This window comes from Variovorax raffinosi, from assembly GCF_051216615.1.
GTDB lineage: Bacteria > Pseudomonadota > Gammaproteobacteria > Burkholderiales > Burkholderiaceae_C > Variovorax.
In genome coordinates this window covers 698,425-714,612 of record NZ_JBPJZR010000002.1, presented here as the reverse complement: position 1 = coordinate 714,612, position 16,188 = coordinate 698,425, and the positions used below count along the sequence as shown (strand labels likewise).

18 protein-coding genes are annotated in these 16,188 nt (G+C 68.3%); 6 read left to right on the top strand and 12 right to left on the bottom strand.

Annotation, left to right across the window (positions count from 1 at the left end; translation table 11 throughout):
- Window positions 1–7: 7 nt before the first annotated feature.
- On the bottom strand, window positions 8–655 hold the full coding sequence (locus ACSFB7_RS09320) for a LysE family translocator (RefSeq protein ID WP_435469257.1): 648 nt from the start codon (window positions 653–655) through the stop codon (window positions 8–10).
- A gap of 135 nt (window positions 656–790) precedes the next feature.
- Here ACSFB7_RS09320 and ACSFB7_RS09315 point away from each other — a divergent pair, with 135 nt between their 5' ends.
- Window positions 791–1,051, top strand: a complete 261-nt coding sequence (locus tag ACSFB7_RS09315; RefSeq protein ID WP_435469255.1) for a hypothetical protein — start codon at window positions 791–793, stop codon at window positions 1,049–1,051.
- A gap of 29 nt (window positions 1,052–1,080) precedes the next feature.
- Here the strand turns inward: ACSFB7_RS09315 and ACSFB7_RS09310 are convergent, their stop codons facing one another.
- From ACSFB7_RS09310 to ACSFB7_RS09295, 4 genes are all read right to left on the bottom strand, one after another.
- A complete protein-coding gene (locus tag ACSFB7_RS09310) occupies window positions 1,081–1,710 on the bottom strand; it encodes a YceI family protein (RefSeq protein WP_435469965.1) in 630 nt (209 codons plus the stop codon).
- A gap of 71 nt (window positions 1,711–1,781) precedes the next feature.
- Window positions 1,782–2,369: a YceI family protein gene (locus ACSFB7_RS09305; RefSeq protein ID WP_435469253.1), complete on the bottom strand. Its 588-nt coding sequence runs from the start codon at window positions 2,367–2,369 to the stop codon at window positions 1,782–1,784.
- Window positions 2,366–2,971: a cytochrome b gene (locus ACSFB7_RS09300; protein ID WP_435469251.1), complete on the bottom strand. Its 606-nt coding sequence runs from the start codon at window positions 2,969–2,971 to the stop codon at window positions 2,366–2,368. Before ACSFB7_RS09300 ends, ACSFB7_RS09305 begins: the two co-directional genes overlap by 4 nt.
- A gap of 401 nt (window positions 2,972–3,372) precedes the next feature.
- Window positions 3,373–5,154, bottom strand: a complete 1,782-nt coding sequence (locus tag ACSFB7_RS09295; protein WP_435469249.1) for a sensor histidine kinase — start codon at window positions 5,152–5,154, stop codon at window positions 3,373–3,375.
- Between the two features lie 82 nt (window positions 5,155–5,236).
- On the opposite strand from ACSFB7_RS09295, the gene ACSFB7_RS09290 reads away from it, so the two are divergent.
- The gene (locus ACSFB7_RS09290) at window positions 5,237–6,499 is read left to right on the top strand and encodes a THUMP domain-containing class I SAM-dependent RNA methyltransferase (RefSeq protein WP_435469247.1); all 1,263 of its coding nucleotides are present in this window, start codon (window positions 5,237–5,239) and stop codon (window positions 6,497–6,499) included.
- A gap of 13 nt (window positions 6,500–6,512) precedes the next feature.
- Here ACSFB7_RS09290 and ACSFB7_RS09285 read toward each other — a convergent pair whose 3' ends face one another.
- The gene (locus tag ACSFB7_RS09285; protein WP_435469245.1) at window positions 6,513–6,944 is read right to left on the bottom strand and encodes a surface-adhesin E family protein; all 432 of its coding nucleotides are present in this window, start codon (window positions 6,942–6,944) and stop codon (window positions 6,513–6,515) included.
- Window positions 6,945–7,081: 137 nt separating this feature from the next.
- Here ACSFB7_RS09285 and ACSFB7_RS09280 point away from each other — a divergent pair, with 137 nt between their 5' ends.
- The gene (locus tag ACSFB7_RS09280) at window positions 7,082–7,516 is read left to right on the top strand and encodes a putative toxin-antitoxin system toxin component, PIN family (protein WP_435469243.1); all 435 of its coding nucleotides are present in this window, start codon (window positions 7,082–7,084) and stop codon (window positions 7,514–7,516) included.
- Here the strand turns inward: ACSFB7_RS09280 and ACSFB7_RS09275 are convergent, their stop codons facing one another.
- Both ACSFB7_RS09275 and ACSFB7_RS09270 read right to left on the bottom strand, forming a co-directional pair.
- Window positions 7,517–8,443: a BUD32 family EKC/KEOPS complex subunit gene (locus tag ACSFB7_RS09275; RefSeq protein ID WP_435469241.1), complete on the bottom strand. Its 927-nt coding sequence runs from the start codon at window positions 8,441–8,443 to the stop codon at window positions 7,517–7,519.
- A gap of 31 nt (window positions 8,444–8,474) precedes the next feature.
- A complete protein-coding gene (locus ACSFB7_RS09270; protein WP_435469239.1) occupies window positions 8,475–10,175 on the bottom strand; it encodes an FMN-binding glutamate synthase family protein in 1,701 nt (566 codons plus the stop codon).
- A 57-nt stretch (window positions 10,176–10,232) separates the two neighbouring features.
- Here ACSFB7_RS09270 and ACSFB7_RS09265 point away from each other — a divergent pair, with 57 nt between their 5' ends.
- Both ACSFB7_RS09265 and ACSFB7_RS09260 read left to right on the top strand, forming a co-directional pair.
- Window positions 10,233–11,015 carry a YecA/YgfB family protein gene (locus ACSFB7_RS09265; protein WP_435469237.1) on the top strand — a complete coding sequence of 261 codons (783 nt, stop codon included), beginning with the start codon at window positions 10,233–10,235 and terminating at the stop codon, window positions 11,013–11,015.
- Between the two features lie 350 nt (window positions 11,016–11,365).
- Window positions 11,366–12,616, top strand: a complete 1,251-nt coding sequence (locus ACSFB7_RS09260) for an MFS transporter (protein ID WP_435469235.1) — start codon at window positions 11,366–11,368, stop codon at window positions 12,614–12,616.
- Here ACSFB7_RS09260 and ACSFB7_RS09255 read toward each other — a convergent pair.
- Genes ACSFB7_RS09255 through ACSFB7_RS09245 form a run of 3 tightly spaced genes read right to left on the bottom strand, consistent with a single transcriptional unit; the run spans window position 12,606 to window position 14,331 of the window.
- A complete protein-coding gene (locus tag ACSFB7_RS09255) occupies window positions 12,606–12,923 on the bottom strand; it encodes a GNAT family N-acetyltransferase (RefSeq protein WP_435469233.1) in 318 nt (105 codons plus the stop codon). The genes ACSFB7_RS09260 and ACSFB7_RS09255 overlap by 11 nt on opposite strands.
- Window positions 12,920–13,414 (bottom strand): nuclear transport factor 2 family protein, encoded by a 495-nt coding sequence (locus ACSFB7_RS09250; protein ID WP_435469231.1) that lies wholly within the window; start codon window positions 13,412–13,414, stop codon window positions 12,920–12,922. The genes ACSFB7_RS09255 and ACSFB7_RS09250 overlap by 4 nt, the downstream gene beginning before the upstream one ends.
- 26 nt (window positions 13,415–13,440) lie before the next feature.
- Window positions 13,441–14,331, bottom strand: a complete 891-nt coding sequence (locus tag ACSFB7_RS09245) for a LysR family transcriptional regulator (protein WP_435469229.1) — start codon at window positions 14,329–14,331, stop codon at window positions 13,441–13,443.
- Between the two features lie 123 nt (window positions 14,332–14,454).
- Between ACSFB7_RS09245 and ACSFB7_RS09240 the strand changes: the two genes are divergently transcribed.
- A complete protein-coding gene (locus ACSFB7_RS09240) occupies window positions 14,455–15,639 on the top strand; it encodes an Acg family FMN-binding oxidoreductase (protein ID WP_435469227.1) in 1,185 nt (394 codons plus the stop codon).
- 20 nt (window positions 15,640–15,659) lie between these two features.
- Here ACSFB7_RS09240 and ACSFB7_RS09235 read toward each other — a convergent pair whose 3' ends face one another.
- Window positions 15,660–16,187 (bottom strand): CinA family protein, encoded by a 528-nt coding sequence (locus ACSFB7_RS09235; RefSeq protein WP_435469963.1) that lies wholly within the window; start codon window positions 16,185–16,187, stop codon window positions 15,660–15,662.
- Window position 16,188: the final 1 nt, after the last annotated feature.

The window sequence follows — 16,188 nt, the reverse complement described above, 5'->3', positions numbered from 1 at the left end:
CCGGCGTTCAGCCGCCGCGCACGGCCGACCACACCAGCCGCAGGCCCAGTGCGCCCATCACGCCGCCGGCCGCCCGGTCGATCCAGGTCTTGTAGCGCAGGTAGGCCGAGCGCGGTGCCGCCGAGGACAGCGCCAGCGCGACGATGGTGTACCAGCCGGTTTCGATGCAGAAGATGACCACCGGCACTGCGAGCGCCAGCACCAGCGGCACCTCGCGCGGCAGGAAGGCCGCGAAGATGCTGGCGTACACCACCGCCGTCTTCGGATTGCTGACCTGCGTGGCCAGGCCCAGCAGGAAGGTGCGTCCGCCCCGGCCTTGCTGGCGCGGGGAAGTGGTGCCGGCGTCCTGCGGTGCCACGTCCAGCGGCTGCCGCGCGCCGCGCCAGATCCGGATGCCCAGGTAGATGAGGTAGGCGCCGCCCAAACCCTTGATGGCCAGATACAGGCCGGGCACCGCCAGGAACGCGGCCTGCAGGCCGGCCATCGCGGCGATCGAGAAAGCCAGGCCGCCCGCGCCCATGCCCAGCGCCGCCGCCAGCCCGTCTCGGCGCGAGGCCACGGCCGTGCGCGCCACCATGACGAAACTGGGGCCGGGGCTCATCGCGCCCACGGCCATGGCGCCGGCGATACCTAGCAGGGAAAGGGTGTTGTCCATCGGTTGCTATTCCTTGGGATGCGGTGAAAAGCCCGAACAGCGTGCAGAAGTGCACGTTGATCGGAGATTGAAAAGTAAACTGTAAGTAGTACTTTGATATCTTTTGGTTTACATTTTCTGCATCGGACTACCGCGGTGCAAAAAATGAAAAATCTTCTACTCCTCGCTGTCTGGGCCATGGTCCTGTCGTTCCTGCTGAGCTTTTTCTACTGGCACGACGCACCGCTTTCCGAGCAACTGATCTTCGGCGTGGTGATGACCGTTGTCACGGGCGCCTGGATGCTCGCCCTGCTGAATCTTCCACGTGCGGTCGCCGCAGTTCGCCAGCGCCTGAAGTCGTCCCGGGCCGGCGAAGGCCGCCTCGCACAGAACACCCACAAGAGCATCGTCAGATAGGCGGGGCTCCGCGGGCACGCCAGGAGCGGTTACGGCTGAATGTTGACCGCTTCCACCTGCACCAGCAATTTCACCTTGTTCTCGAAGCCGAAGTTCAGGCCCCAGGTAATTCCCCAGTCGCTGCGCTCCACCGTGGTCTCGAAGTCGCCGCCGCACACCTGGCGATTGATCAGCGGGCTCAGGTAGCAGTTGAAACGCACGGCCTTCAGCGTCACCGGCCGTGTCTGGCCCATCAGGGTGAGCGTGCCTGGCACGTCGACCACCTTGTCGCCGCTGAAGTCGATGCGATCGGCCACGAAGCGGCCGGTCGGAAATTCCGCCACGTTGAAGAAATCCTTGCTTTGCACATGCCGGTTGAGCAGGTCGACGCCGGTGTTGATGGAGCTGATGTCCATCGTGATGTCCACCTTGCCGCTGCTGCCGGTGCCGTCGATCTTCACCGAGCCGTCTTTCGTGCTGAAGCGTCCCCGGTTGGTGGTGGTGCCGTAGTGGCCCATCTCGTACATCACGAAGGTGTGCGTGGGGTCGACCACGTAGTTGGCGTTCTTCGCCGGCCCGCCCGCGGGCTTGGCGGCGACGGCCGGCGCGGTGTATTCCTGTGCCGTGGCCAGCGTGGCGGCCGTGGCCGACAGCGCCGCTGCAAGAAGGAGCTTTTTCATGGCGATGGATGTGGAGGTCATGAAAGCGTTCTGGTGAGTAAGAGGTGTACGGGCCGGCCCGGTCAGGCGCTTCACAGGGGCCCGAAGCCCGCGAGCGTGAGCTTGAAGCGCACCTGCACCTCGTTGGCGACCACCGAGGTGTCGGTCCATTCGCCGTCGCCCACCTTGTAGTCGAGCCGCTGGATCGTAAAGCTTCCGGTGGCCACCGCGTAGTTGCCGCCGGCCGCCACGATGCCGACCGGCACCGTCACATAGCGCGCCACGCCCTTGATGGTGAGCTTGCCCGCCATCTCGAACTTGCCGTCGCCCAGCGCATGGATGGCGCTCGACTGAAAGCTCGCCTGCGGAAAGTGCGCGGCGTCGAACCAGGGCTGCTTGGGCAGTTCGGCATCGCTCATGGGCACGCCGAAGCCCGCACTGGCCGTGTCGATCTGCAGCGCGACCGTGCCGCCTTCGGGCTTCTTCGGGTCGAAGGCGACCTGCGCATCGAACTTCTTGAAGCTGCCCTCCACCGGCACGCCCATCTGCTTGCTGACGAAGACGATCTGGCTCTTGTCGCCCACCAGCCGCGTGGCGGCCGGTTCGGCGCCCGCAGGCATGGCCGTGGCACATGCGAATGCCATCGCCACGAAGGGCGGGAGATGGAAGAGGCGCTTCATCCGGCAGATTCCTTGCGTGGCGCGGGCCACATGCGTTTCAACAGACCGTCGTGGTCGATCCAGTGGTGCTTGAGCGCCGCCGCTACATGCAGCAGCGTGACGCCGGCCAATGTGAACGCGCTGCCCTTGTGCAGCGGCTTGAGCACGGCCTCGGCGAAGTCCTTGTCGAGCGGCACGAAGTCGGGCAGCGGCAGCACGCCGAACCACACGACCGGCACGCCGAGCGCCGAGCTGTAGGCCCAGCCCAGGAGCGGCACCGCGAAGAACAGCAGGTACATCAGCGCATGGCTGACCCGGTGCCCCGCGACCTGCCAGCCCGGCATGGCCGCCGCAACGCGCGCGGGCAAAGCCGGCGGCCGATGGCTCAGGCGCCACAACAGCCGCAACGCCGACAGCAGCAGGATGGTGACGCCAGCCCACTTGTGCCAGCTATAGAGCTTCAGCCGCAACGGCGAAAACGGCAGGCCCGTCATGTACAGGCCCACGCCGAGCGAGCCCACGATCATGGCCGCCAGCAGCCAGTGCAGCACGATCGCGACCGTGCCATAGCGCAGGCTGCGCGCGTCGGCGGCGGGGAGTGGGGAGGGTGTGTCGGCGGACATCGGGGGCAGGACCGGCGGCCTGTGCGCGGAGCATATCTCGGAAGCCTTGACCCCATCGCATGGGCCGTGCCAGGGTGCTCTGTCCGGGGCGGTGTTGTTTAGAGTGCTGTTGTTCAGGGCGACGCTCCCGCCGACACGGTGCTCTTTTTCGCGAATGTCCCCCGCTTCGCTCCTCCTTTATTTCGCGAAAAAGAGCCCCGTATCGACGTGAGCGTTGGACAGAGCGGTGGTTGATCGCAGGATCACCAGCAGCGTGCCCCAGTGCGAATGGCACCAGGTGCTCCCCGCAGCGAAATAAAGGAGGAGCGAAGCGGGGGACATTCGCGGAGGGGAGCTCCTGGTGTCATTCGCACTCGCCCCGGACGAGCCGCATGCATCTACCCAAGGACTCGAACAAGCGCTCAGCCTTGTCGCTGCGCCTTCAGCAACACAGCCCGCAACTCATCCGGCTGCACCGGCTTGCGCAGCGCATGCCAGCCCCGCTCTGCAGCCAACCGCTGCGTGGCTTCGTTGATGTCGGCGGAAATCAGCGCGATGGTCAGCGAGGGCTTTTGCCGCTGCAGCTTCTCGGCCAGCGCAATGCCGTCGAGCACGCCCGGCAGCCGGATGTCGCACAGCGCCGCATCGAGCGCATGCAGATCGGCCAGTGCCAACGCCTCGGCGGCGCTGGTGTAGACGCGCGGCGCCACCTCCCACTGCCGCAGCAGCGCGGACAGGCTGTCGGCCACCACCGCGTTGTCTTCCACCACCAGCACGGCGAGCCCGGGGCGCAGCGTGTCGGCCCCGGCGGGCGGCACGGGCGAGGGCTGCGCGACCACCACCGCATCGCCTGAAGCCGCGGGCAGCTCGAAGCTGAAGACCGAGCCCCGTCCCGGCGCCGAGCGCAACCCGACCTCGATGCCCAACTGCGCCGCCAGCCGCCGCACGATCGCAAGGCCCAGCCCGTGGCCGTGTTGCAGATTGCGCTCCACATTGCCGATCTGCTCGAAGTCGTTGAACACCCGCTCCTGCGAATCCGCCGCGATGCCGATGCCGTTGTCGCGCACCTCGACACGCCAGGCCCGCTCGCCGTTGCCCCGCCGGCGCGCCCGCACCGCCAGCAACACACGGCCGCGCGGCGTGAACTTGACGGCGTTGTCGACCAGGTTGGCGAGCACGCGGCGCAACGACACCGCATCGCTCCAGACGACGGCATCCGCCGGGCAACGCACCATCACCCGGCCGTCTCCCGCCTGGCGCGCAAGCTCCTGCAGCAGCGGCGCCAACGCCACCGCCGCCGGCCGCAACGGGTCGACGGCGGCCTCGATGCGGCCGATTTCGAGCAACTGGTTGGTCAGCCCTTCGAGCGCCTGCTGCGCGCGCGCCAGCGAAGCGACCGTGTACTGCACCGCCGGCATGTCCGCGCCGCTTTGCAACTGCTGACGCAGCACCTCGGCCTGCAGGCCGATGGCCATCACCGGCTGGCGCAGGTCGTGGTTGGCGGCTGAGAAAAAACGCAGCCGTTCGGCCTGCGCCTGCTCGGAGGCGCGCAGGCCCGCCAGCGCCTGTTCGCGCAGCGTGCGCTCGTTCAGCCGCAGGCCGATGTTTTCCTCGAGCTGGCGCGAACGCTCGGCCACCAGCTTCCACATCATCGCGATCAGGCCGATGCCGATGACCACCACCGCCACCATCATCGGCGCGCCCAGCCAGAGCCCCGTGAGAACCACCGGCGCCAGCAGCAGCGTGATCGCCAGTTGCGTGGCCGGCGTGTAGAACGACACCGAGAACGCCGACGACAGCGTCATGCCCATCAGGATCAGGCCGAGCAGCAACTGCTGGTCGACGCGTTCCGGGTTGAACAGCAGCACGCCCGCCAGCCCGTGCGCCAGCTCCCAGATGCCGGTGCGCAGCGTGTGGGTGCGCTGCGCGGCGCGCAGGTTCTCGGGCGTGAAAGGGTCGGGCAGCCGCTGCGGGAAGAAGCCGCGCATCGCCGTCACCAGCGTGACGAGCGCGATCCACACCAGCGCGCGCGACAGCGAGTACTGCCACGCAAAGAGCGCCGCCACCCCGCAGTTCAACAGGTACTGCACCAGCAGCACCGGCCCGATCGGCCGCACGGACAGCCGCAACACCTCGCACTGGATCGCAAAGCCGTCGCCGCCGGGCGCGGCCGGGGCAGCCTTGGGGGCAGGGGTGGGAGTCATGGGCGAATCGACTATATAGAGAAGAACCGTGACGCGGCGACAATGGAGGCCCCTAGTCGGGCTTCCCGATGGCCAACTTTCCGTGAACGATCTTTCCTTTTTCCTGCCTTGCGCCGCCGGCGTCGAGGAATTCCTCGCCCAGGAGGTACACGCCCTGACCGGCCGCGCCGGGCAAGACCTGCTCACGCTGCGCGGCGGCGTGCGGGTGCGTGCCGACTGGCGCGACGGCCTGAAGCTCAACCTGCACAGCCGCCTGGCGCAACGCGTGCTGGTCGAGCTGGCCCATGCCCCCTACCGCAGTGAGAACGACCTCTACGCCATCGCCAGCGGCGTGGCCTGGGAGATCTGGTTCACTCCGAAGCAGACCTTCAAGATCGAGACCACGGCCCAGCACAGCCCGCTGCAGAGCCTGAACTTCGCCACGCTGCGCATCAAGGACGCCATTGCCGACCGCTTCCGCGCCAAGGCCCACGGCGTGCGCCCCAGCATCGAGACCCAGTGGCCCGACTGCCGCGTGTTCGCCCACCTGACCACCGACCACTGCACGCTGTACATCGACACCTCGGGCGAGCCGCTGTTCAAGCGCGGCTGGCGCCAGGACAAGGGCGATGCCCCGCTGAAGGAAACCCTGGCCGCCGCCATGCTGGCCGCCAGCGGCTGGTGGAACCCCGAGACCGGCGCCGTGGCCGCGCAGTCGCTGTACGACCCCTGCTGCGGCAGCGGCACCATCGCCATCGAGGCGGCGCAGATCGCGCGCGGCATCGCGGCCGGCTCGCTGCGGCAGTTCGGCTTCGAGAAGCTGCTGCCGTTCCAGGCGCATGTCTGGACTGCTATCAAAAAAGAAGCTGAATCCCAAGTGTCCACGGGCGATGTCGCAATTTTCGGATCGGACGTCTCGCACCGCATGGTCGACTTTTCCGAGCGCAACGCCGAGCGCGCCGGCGTGGCCAACGCCATCGAATTCCGCGGTGGCGATGCCTTGCAGCGCATGCCCCCGGCCGAAGGCGGCGTGATCATGCTCAACCCGCCGTACGGCGAGCGGATTGAAGTCGGCGGCGTGGCCCGCTTCGGCGCGCGCGAAGCCGCCCAGACCTCTTCTGGCGGCGGAGAAAGCGGCGATGGCAACAGCGGCGATTTCTTCCCGCAACTGGCCACGCACTGGAAGAAAAACTACGCCGGCTGGACCGCCTGGGTGCTCACGCCCGACCTGAAGCTGCCCAAGCAGATGCGGCTGAAGGAATCGCGCCGCGTGCCGATGTGGAACGGCCCGATCGAATGCCGGCTGTTCCGCTTCGACCTGGTCCGGGGCTCCAACCGGGCGCCGCAGCAGGAAGCGGGCGCATAGGCAGGTTGCTGAATCACTGCTGGCGCGGGGCGCCGACGCTGCACGCCGCATTCACCGTGCGTGCAGCCAGGTCGCCCGGCGCGCCTTCGAAGGTCATGGGGCGCACGTCGTCTTCCTCGAAATTCTTCACCGCCACAGGTTCACCGACGAAGTTCGGCTGGGCGAAGTAGGTGGTGCTCACGTAGCGCGCGCTGCGGGCCTCGCAATCGACGCTCGCGCGGGCCAGGAAGGAGCGGAACCGCACGCCGTCCTTGTTGGTGCGGTCTTCCGCCAGGCTCATGCGCAGCGTCACGTTGCGCAGCGATCCGTTCACCTCGACATTGGTCGGATCGACCTGCACGTAGGTGTTGCCGGCGTCGCCGGGCGAGCCATTCAGCGTCAGCCACTCGGCCCGGACACCCGCGCCGGCGAGCAGGACAAGGCAGAGCAGCGAAAGTCGTTTCATGAAAAAAGAAGGGCGGGTTGGAGGAGTGCACGGCGTGCAATGCGCGAGCGGCGCCGCAGCATTGTCGGGCGCCGAACCCACTCGGGGCTGACGCCGCCCCTGCATGGTGCAACATCGGCGATAGTCCTCACGCATCCATGACCTTTACCGCCCCCGCATCCGACCCCGTCGTCATCGACACCAACATCGCGCTCGACCTGCTGGTCTTCGAAGACCCGTCATGGGGGCCGCTGACCGAAAGGCTGGCGGCCGGCGAACTGCGCTGGATCGCGTCCGACGCCATGCGCACCGAGCTTGCGCGCGTGCTCGGCTATCCGCTCATCGCCCGGCGCATGGCGCAGCGGGGGCTCGAAGTGCCCGCCGTGCTGGCCGACTTCGATGCGCGCGTGCAGATGCTGGCCGGCACGCCGCCGCGCGCGCCCTGCGTCTGCAGCGATCCAGATGACCAGGTCTTCATCGACCTCGCCGTGGCGCACGGCGCGCTGCTGCTGAGCAAGGACCGGGCGGTGCTGTCGATGAAGAAGCGGCTGGCGCTGCGGGGCGTCGCGGTGCAGGCCGCCTTTTCGCCCTAGCTAGCCGGCAGGCGTGTGCGTGTGGGTGGGCGGCACCCCGTGCCACTGCCCCAGCAGCCGTGCCACGGCCCGCACCCGCTGCGTATCGCGCCCCCAGCGCCGGCTTGCCGGCAGCTTCTGCGCCCACTTCATGCGCCGCGCCGCGTTGGCGATGCGCTCGCGCACTTCTTCGTTCACTCCCGCCAGCGCCGCATGCCAGTGCTGCCCCGCAGCTTGCGGCGCGGCGGCTTCCAGCATCATGGCCGTCGAATGCAGGTAGCTGAGCCAGTCGCGCGCCTGGCATTCGGCCAGTGTCATGACTTCGGCGGGATCGTCCTCGAAGTCGATGTAGCCGATCACGCCATCCGGGCACTGCACGAGGTTGCGATCGAAGGCCTGGCTCAGGTGCTGGCCGCACACATGCACGGCCGCGATGGCCACGAGGCCTTCGCGCCACACGGCGAGCAGGGCGGCGGGGCCGGTGGCGGCGGCATGGTCCAGCCGCTCCTGCAGCACGACGGTGGCGCGGCCGCTTTCGCCGAGGTCGGAGATCAGCAGGCCGTCCGCCTGCTGCGCCAGCACGGTGGGCACGCGCAGGCCGGCGGCCGCCAGTTGCTTCAGGCGCCGCGCCTCGGTGGCAATGGCCGCTTCGCCGCCCGGGTTGGGCACCGGCTTGATGATGTCCAGCCGCGCCATGCGCGCGACCGCCGCCATCACGCGGTAGCCCCATTTGCCGTGGCGCGGGCCGGCCTTCTTGAGCCACACGCGTTCGCTGCCGAAGCGGTGGCTCGCCACGTTTTTCTGTTGCCGTGGCAGGGTGGCGCGCAGGAATTCGGCGTAGTCGCCGGGCGCGGGCGGGTTCGGAAGGGCATCGACGGGCGCGGGGGCCGAAGCGGCTCCCTTGCGCGTCTGCAGGCGCGTCGATGCGCCTCGTCTCAGTGGATTCATCAGGTCAATACGTTCGCACTTCGCGCTGCGCTCATGCAGCCATGGCGAGGCCGGTGACCCTCAGCCCTTGCGGGCCCTGCGTCACGGGCTGGAAGCTCTCTGCGCTGGCCAGCGGCCAGTAGGTTCGGAAAACATTGTGCTGCTCGTCGAGCGCGCCGAGCAGGGCGCCCGGCTGCACCTGCATCACCAGGTTGCTCAACAGGCGCACTTCGGTGTCGGAGATGCGGCGCACGATGTGGTGCGCGGTGATCTGCTGCGGATGGTCCAGGCCCGCGGCCTGCACCAGCTCCTGCAGCGCATGCAGCGTGCTGCGGTGGAAGTTGCGCACGCGGTCGGCCTTGGTCGGCACCACCAGCGCCTGCTGGCGCACCGGGTCCTGCGTGGTCACACCGGTGGGGCAGTGGCCGGTATGGCAGCTCTGCGCCTGGATGCAGCCCAGCGCCATCATGAAGCCGCGTGCCGCATTGCACCAGTCGGCACCCAGCGCCATCATGCGGGCCACGTCGAAGGCGGTGATCACCTTGGCGGCGCAGCCGATCTTGATGCGGTGGCGCAGGTTCACGCCGATCAGCGTGTTGTGCACCAGCAGCAGGCCCTCCTGCAGCGGCGCACCCACGTGGTCGCTGAACTCGACCGGCGCCGCGCCCGTGCCGCCCTCGGCACCGTCGACCACGATGAAGTCGGGCGTGATGCCGGTGGCCTGCATCGCCTTGACGATGCCGAACCATTCCCACGGATGGCCCAGGCAGAACTTGAAGCCGGTCGGCTTGCCGCCCGACAGCTCGCGCAGCCTGGCGACGAAATGCATCATCTCGGTCGGGTTGGAGAACGCGCTGTGCGACGAGGGCGAGATGCAGTCCACGCCCACCGGCACGCCGCGCGCCGCCGCGATCTCGGGCGTGACCTTCGGCGCCGGCAGCACGCCGCCATGCCCGGGCTTGGCGCCCTGGCTCAGCTTGATCTCGATCATCTTCACCTGCGGGTCGCGCGCATTGGTGGTGAAGCGTTCTTCGCTGAAGGTGCCGTCGTCGTTGCGGCAGCCGAAGTAGCCGGAGCCGATTTCCCAGATCAGGTCGCCGCCGTGCACCCGGTGGTGCTGCGAGATCGAGCCTTCACCGGTATCGTGCGCAAAGCCGCCCATCTTGGCGCCCTGGTTGAGCGCCAGGATCGCATTGGCCGACAGCGCGCCGAAGCTCATCGCCGAGATGTTGAACACACTGGCGCTGTATGGCTGCGTGCAGACCTGCGCAGGGTTGGCATCGGCCGGCTGCGGCGTGCCGCCGATCACGATGCGGAAGTCATGGTCCGGCAGCTTCGTCGGCTGCATCGAATGGTTGATCCACTCGTAGCCCGCGATGGTCACGTCGAGCTGCGTGCCGAAGGGCCGGTTGTCCGGGTCGCCCTTGGCGCGCTGGTAGACCAGCGAGCGCTGCGCGCGCGAGAAGGGCGCGGCCTCCGAGTCGCTCTCGATGAAGTACTGCCGCATCTCCGGGCGGATGTACTCCAGCAGAAAGCGGATGTGGCCGATCACCGGGTAATTGCGCAGGATGGCGTGGCGGGTCTGGCGCAGGTCGTGCACGCCGGTGCCGCTGAGCACCGCGAAAACCACCACCCCGATCCAGGCCAGCCACAGGTGCGGCGACACGAAAACAGTGGCGAGGCAGGCGACCAGACCAAGCACGCACAGGGCAAAGGCGCTGTAACGCGTCGGAAACGGAATAATCGTGGGCATAGAAATGAGATGACTACCAGAGCCTGCTGCATCATAGAGGGCTGCCCCGAACTTGCCATGACGACCTCCTCCGATACCCCCCAGACCCCTCCACCGGCCCAGGAACCCCTCGGCCCCGACGACTTCGATGCCCTCGACCAAGCGCTGGACGCCATGCGCGAGCACGACGAGGAAATTCCCCAGTGGGAGTTCTGCGAAGGCTTCATGGCCGCGCTGATCTGCACCCGCCGGCCGATTCCGCCTGCCGAATACTGGCCGGTGCTGCTGGGCGACAGCTTCAAGCCCGCGCAGCAGATGGAGTTCGTCTGGAACTGGAAGCGCCGCTGGCGCGAGATCGAAGAGGGCCTGGACGCCCCCGTCGAGACGCTGGACGACGAACGCAGCTGGCAGCCCGAGGTGCTCGACACCCGCGGCGCCATCGCCTCGTTGCCCGAAGAAGAGCGCGCCGAGATGGCGGGCGAGGAAATTCCCTCGTTCGCACAGGTCTGGGCGCTGGGCTTCATGTACGCGGTCGAGAACTGGCCCGAGGAGTGGGCCGCTCCGCGCGACAAGGAAGCCGCGCAGATGCTCAACGACGCGCTCGACAACATCGTGGCGCTCACCGAAGACGACACCGCCAAGCCCACCGTGTCGATGTACAGCGACGACGGCCCGCCCAGCGTGAGCCAGCAGCGGCTGGACGATTTCGGCGCGGTCATCTGGGCGGTGTACGACCTGCGCCAGCTCTGGAAGAGCCTGGGGCCGAAGGTCGAGACGATCCGCAAGGAAGCCACGCCTGGGCGCAACGATCCCTGTCCCTGTGGCAGCGGGAAGAAATACAAGAAGTGCCACGGTGAGTGACTGGGCTCGGCTCCCAGGATGACACCTTGTCTTTCTGTTCGTTTGGGGCGCCGCTGTTCAGGGCGGCACTCACGCCGACACGGTGCTCTTTTTCGCGAATGTCCCCCGCTTCGCTCCTCCTTTATTTCGCGAAAAAGAGCCCCGTATCGACGTGAGCGCTCAGAGCACTTGTTGATCGGCCGCAAACGCACGACGTGTCCTGTGCGAATGGCACCAGGTGCTCCCCGCAGCGAAATAAAGGAGGAGCGAAGCGGGGGACATTCGCGGAGGGGAGCACCTGGTGTCATTCGCACAAGCCCTGAATGACCCCGAACCCGACCCCGAACCCCCAAGAACAAAAACACACCGACATGCCCCCGCAGACACAGCGCCCCACCACAGAACCCCTGACGCCAAGGGCAGCCTGGGTCATGGTCCTCGCGCTGTGCGCCGGTGTAGCGCTGAGCCAGGCCTTCCGCACGGTCGGCGCCATCATGGCGAGCCCGCTGCAGGCCGACTTCAAGCTGTCGGCTCAGGCCCTCGGGATCTTCTCGGGCGCTTTCCATTTCGCGTTCGGCGCCATGCAGCTCTTCATGGGCATCGGCATCGACCTGCACGGCGTGCGGCGCACGGTGCTGGTGGCCTTTCCCATCGCCATCGTGGGCGCGCTGCTGTCGGCCGTGTCGTCCAGCTACCTCGTGCTGGTGGCGGGCCAGGCGTTGATCGGCATCGGCTGCGCGCCGGCATTCCTCGTGTGCACCGTGTTCATCGCGCGGCACTTTCCGGCGGCGCGCTTCGCCACCGTCTCGGGCATGGTGCTGGCCATCGGCGGCCTCGGCATGCTGGCCACGGGCACACCGCTGGCCTGGCTGGTGCAGGCCTGGTCATGGCGCGCGGGCTTCCTTGTGCTGGCCGTGGCCGCCGCGCTGGCCTGGCTCGCGATCTGGCGCTGGGTGCACGAGCCCCCATCCGCCGTGCCCCAGGTGAAGGAATCGATCCCCGAGGCCATCCGCCAGTTCGGCGCGCTGTTCGCGATGCCGCACACGCTCGGCATCATCGTGCTCGGCGCGGTCACCTATGCGGCCTTCATCTCGCTGCGCGGGCTCTGGCTCGGGCCGCTCATGATGGAGCGCCACGGCTATTCGCTGGTGCAGAGCGGCAACGTGGCGCTGCTGGTGTCGGTGGTCTCGCTGTTCGGCGCACCGCTGTTCGGCAAGCTCGACCGCGACGGTGCCGCCGCGCGCCGACGCTGGATCGTGGCCTGCGGGCTGGTCTACGCGGTGCTGTTCGCGCTCATCGCTTTTCTGCACTCGGCCTGGCTCGACATCGGCGGCATGGTGCTGATCGGCGTGCTCTCGGGCTTCATCGTCTGGCAGTACGCCGACGTGCGCGGCGCCTACCCGGCCGCGCTCACCGGGCGCGCGATGGCCGTCTTCACAATGGCCATGTTCCTCGGCGTGGCGCTCATGCAATGGGGAACGGGTGTCGCGGCCTCGGTGGCCGCAGCGCATGGCGCCGACCCGCTGACCGCGGTGCTGGCGACCATCGCTGCACTGCTGGTGCTGGGCATCGTGGCCTTCGCGTGGCTGCCCGCGCCGAAGGCCGCCTCGCTCAAATCTTGAAGGCGCGCTGGATGTCCGGCCGGACGAGGTCGGCATATTCGCGGTGCTTGCGGATGTAGCCCGCGATGAACTGGCACACCGGAATCACATGCAGCCCCTTGGCGCGGGCCTCGTCGAGCACATGCCGCGCGATGGCCGAGCCCACGCCCTTGCCTTCGTGCTCGGGCAGCACCTCGGTGTGCGTGAACATGATCGCTTCGGTCAGCAGGTTGTATTCGGCATAGGCCGCGAGCTTGCCGTCGAGCGCAGCCTCGTAGCGGTGCAGGGCTTCGTTGTTGGTGAAAGTGAGATCGGTGGTATTGCTCATGGTTGGCGTGCCAGGAAGGCGGCAAGGTTGGTGGCGGCGGTGGCGCGCACTTTCTTGCGCAGCATCGGTGTCCAGCCGAGCAGCAGGCCCGGCGTGCCCAGGGCCTGGCGCGACCAGGTCCAGAACGGAAAGCTGTCCTTGTGCGTGGCGATCAGTCCCTCGGGCGTGAAGGTGAAGCGCGCGTCGATGCTGTTGTCGACCAGCCGGCCGGTGGCGCTGAAGCGGTAGTGCGCATCCCAGTGGGCGCGGCCCGTGGTCTCGTCGGCCTGCACGTCGCTCCACTTCAGGCGCCACACGTCGGCGCCCTTGGCGCGCGTGGCCAGGGCCAGCATGCGCCACATGCCGCCGACCTCGCGCCGGCCGCGCAGCGAAAAAGCCTCGTCGTCGAACTCCGCGTCGGGGGCGTAGCAGGCGGCCATGGTGGCGGCATCGAGTTTCTCGAACGCGCTGTAGAAGCGCTCGATGGTCTGGGCATTGGTGGCTGCGGTCATGGGGCCTCTGGGGTTGGGGAGCGGGGTCACATCACCTTGGGAATGGTGCGCGCGAGGAAATCATAGACCGTGCGAATGCGCCGGTCGGTGCGCACCTCGCGGTGCACCGCGAGCCACACCGGCAGCACCGGCAGCTTGAGCGCCGGCAGCACGCGCACCACCTCGTCGTCGGTGCGGGCCAGCGACTCGCTCACGAAGCCGATGCCCATGCCCTGGCGCAGCGCCTCCCAGTACACGCTGACGTCGTCGGTGCGAAAGCAGAAGTCTTCGCGCTTGAGCGGCGCGCCGAGCTGGGCGGAACTGCGCACGATGCTGTCGTCGCGGTCGTAGCCCAGCAGGTCGTGCTTGAACAGGTCGCTCGCCTGCCGGGGCGTGCCGCGCCGGCGCAGGTAGTCGCGCTGCGCGAAGGTGCCGAGCGCGAGCTTGCCGACGCGCCGAGCAATCACCGAGCTGGTTTCGGGCGCGGTCATGCGCAGCGCAATGTCCGCCTCGCGGCGCAGCAGGTTGCTGATCTCGTTGGTGGCCACCAGCTCGATCTGGATTTCGGGCAGCTCGCGCCGCATCTGCGCCAGCAGCGCCGGCAGCAGATGCCGCGCCGTGGCCTGGCTCGCCGAGAGGCGCACCGTGCCGCCCAGCGCGGTGTTGGCGCCCGACACGCTGCGCGCCATTGCGTGCGCGCCGCTCTCCATGCTGCGTGCCGCTTCGGCCAGTTGGGTGGCCATCGCGGTCGGCCGCAGGCCCTGGCCGGTGCGCTCGAACAGCACCACGCCGAGTTGCGATTCAAGCTCGGCGATGTGCCGCCCCAGCGTGGGCTGGCTCGCGCCGAGCATGCGCGCCGCGCCCAGCAGGCTGCCGCAGTCCAGCGCGGCAAGAAAAGACCGGACGAGTCGCCAGTCGAACTGAAGGTTGGGGCTCATGGGAGGTCCTTGCCGGCTCGGATGGACATTCGCCTTCCCGCGGTTTCAGTATTCATTACTGCATAGCGGGTATGGCGATTCAGGCAATTGTGTAACACGCCGGTGCTTCCAAGAATCGACGCCATGAGACAACGCAGAAACTTCGTGCGCCTGCTGGGAGGCGGCATCGCGCTGAGCACCGGGGCTGCGGCAATGGCCACCTGGTGGCTGAACGACGAGGTGCCGGCCGCTGCCTTCGAGATCTGGAACGGCCCCGGCGACGAGCGCGACGTGCGCAAGCGTGCCGTCGCCTATGCCGTCACCGCCCCCACGGCCTACAACTGCCAGCCCTGGATGGTCGACCTGCGCGAGCCCGATGCCATCGTGCTGTATTGCGACCGGGCGCGCGTGCAGCCCGAGACCGACCCCTTCGGCCGGCAGGTCCTGATCGGCCATGGCGCCTTCATCGAACTGCTGGTGATGGCGCTGGGGCAGCAGGGCGTGACGGCCAGCGTGCAACTGTGGCCGCAGGGCGAGCTGGTGGGCGAGCCGCGGCGGTGGCCGCACATTCCGGTGGCACGCCTGAAGCTGTCGGGCGGCGGCAAGCCGGACCCGCTGTTCGCGCAGGTGCTGCGCCGGCGCACGCCCAAGCAGCGCTTCGACACCGGGCGCCCGGTGTCGGCCGACATGCTGCAGGGCCTCATGGCGGTCACGCCCGCCAGCGGACGGGTGCAGTGCGCCGGCACGGTCGACATCACGCGCGTGCTGCCCTTGCGCAGGCTCTGTGCGGCGGCCGCGCGCGTGGAACTCGCCACGCCCCAGACCGCGCTTGAAAACCTGCGCATGCTGCGCGTCGGGCCGCAGGAGATCCTCGCGCACCGCGACGGCTTCTCGATGAACGATCCGGCCCTGCGCGTGGCCGTGGCGCTGGGCCAGTTCGACCGCAAGGTGCCGGCGGCCGAGGACAGCCTTTCGTTTCGGCAGACGCTGCAGATGTTCGAGGACCAGGCCCACACCGCGATGGGCTTCATCTGGCTCAGCACGCGCGGCAACAGCCGCACCGAGCAGATCGCCGCGGGGCGCGCCTATGTGCGCCAGCAATTGCGGGCCACCGACCTGGGCCTGGGCATGCACCCGATGAGCCAGCCGCTCGAAGAGTTCGCGGAGATGGCGTCGCACCATGCGGCCGCGCACGACATGCTGCTGGGCACCGCGCCGCCGCGCGACGCGCGCAGCCCCACGGTGCAGATGATGTGCCGCCTTGGTTATCCGGTGGCGCCGGTGTCCGCTGCGCCGCGCCGGCCCGTCGGCGATTTCATGAACGCCTGACTAAGCCCAGGCTTCGACGTTTACCGCGCGAGCAGTTCGACCAGCGTCTGCAGCGCGTAGTGCACCGTGGCCGCGCGCACCGTGGCACGGTCGCCGTCGAAGCGTCGGCGCTCGGTGCGCACTTCGCCATCGACTGACCAGCCGAACCACACGGTGCCCACCGGCTTGTCGGGCGTGCCGCCGGTCGGCCCCGCCACGCCGGTGACGGCCAGCGCCACGCGCGACGGCGGCGAGTGCGCGATCGCGCCCGTGGCCATGGCACGCACCACCGGTTCGCTGACCGCGCCGTTCGCTTCGATGACCGCGGCGTCCACGCCCAGCAGCTCGGTCTTGGCGCTGTTGGAATACGTGATGAAGCCGCGCTCGAACCATGCGCTGGAGCCCGCAAGCTCGGTGCAGGCGGCGGCGATCAGCCCGCCCGTGCAGCTTTCGGCGGTGGACAGCATCCAGCCCTTTTGCTGCAGCAGGCCGGCCACCGTCACGACCAATGCGGGCGTGTCCTGGTCGGCGAGCGTGGGCTGCGCGGGCAGCGTCGAAGAAGAATCCATC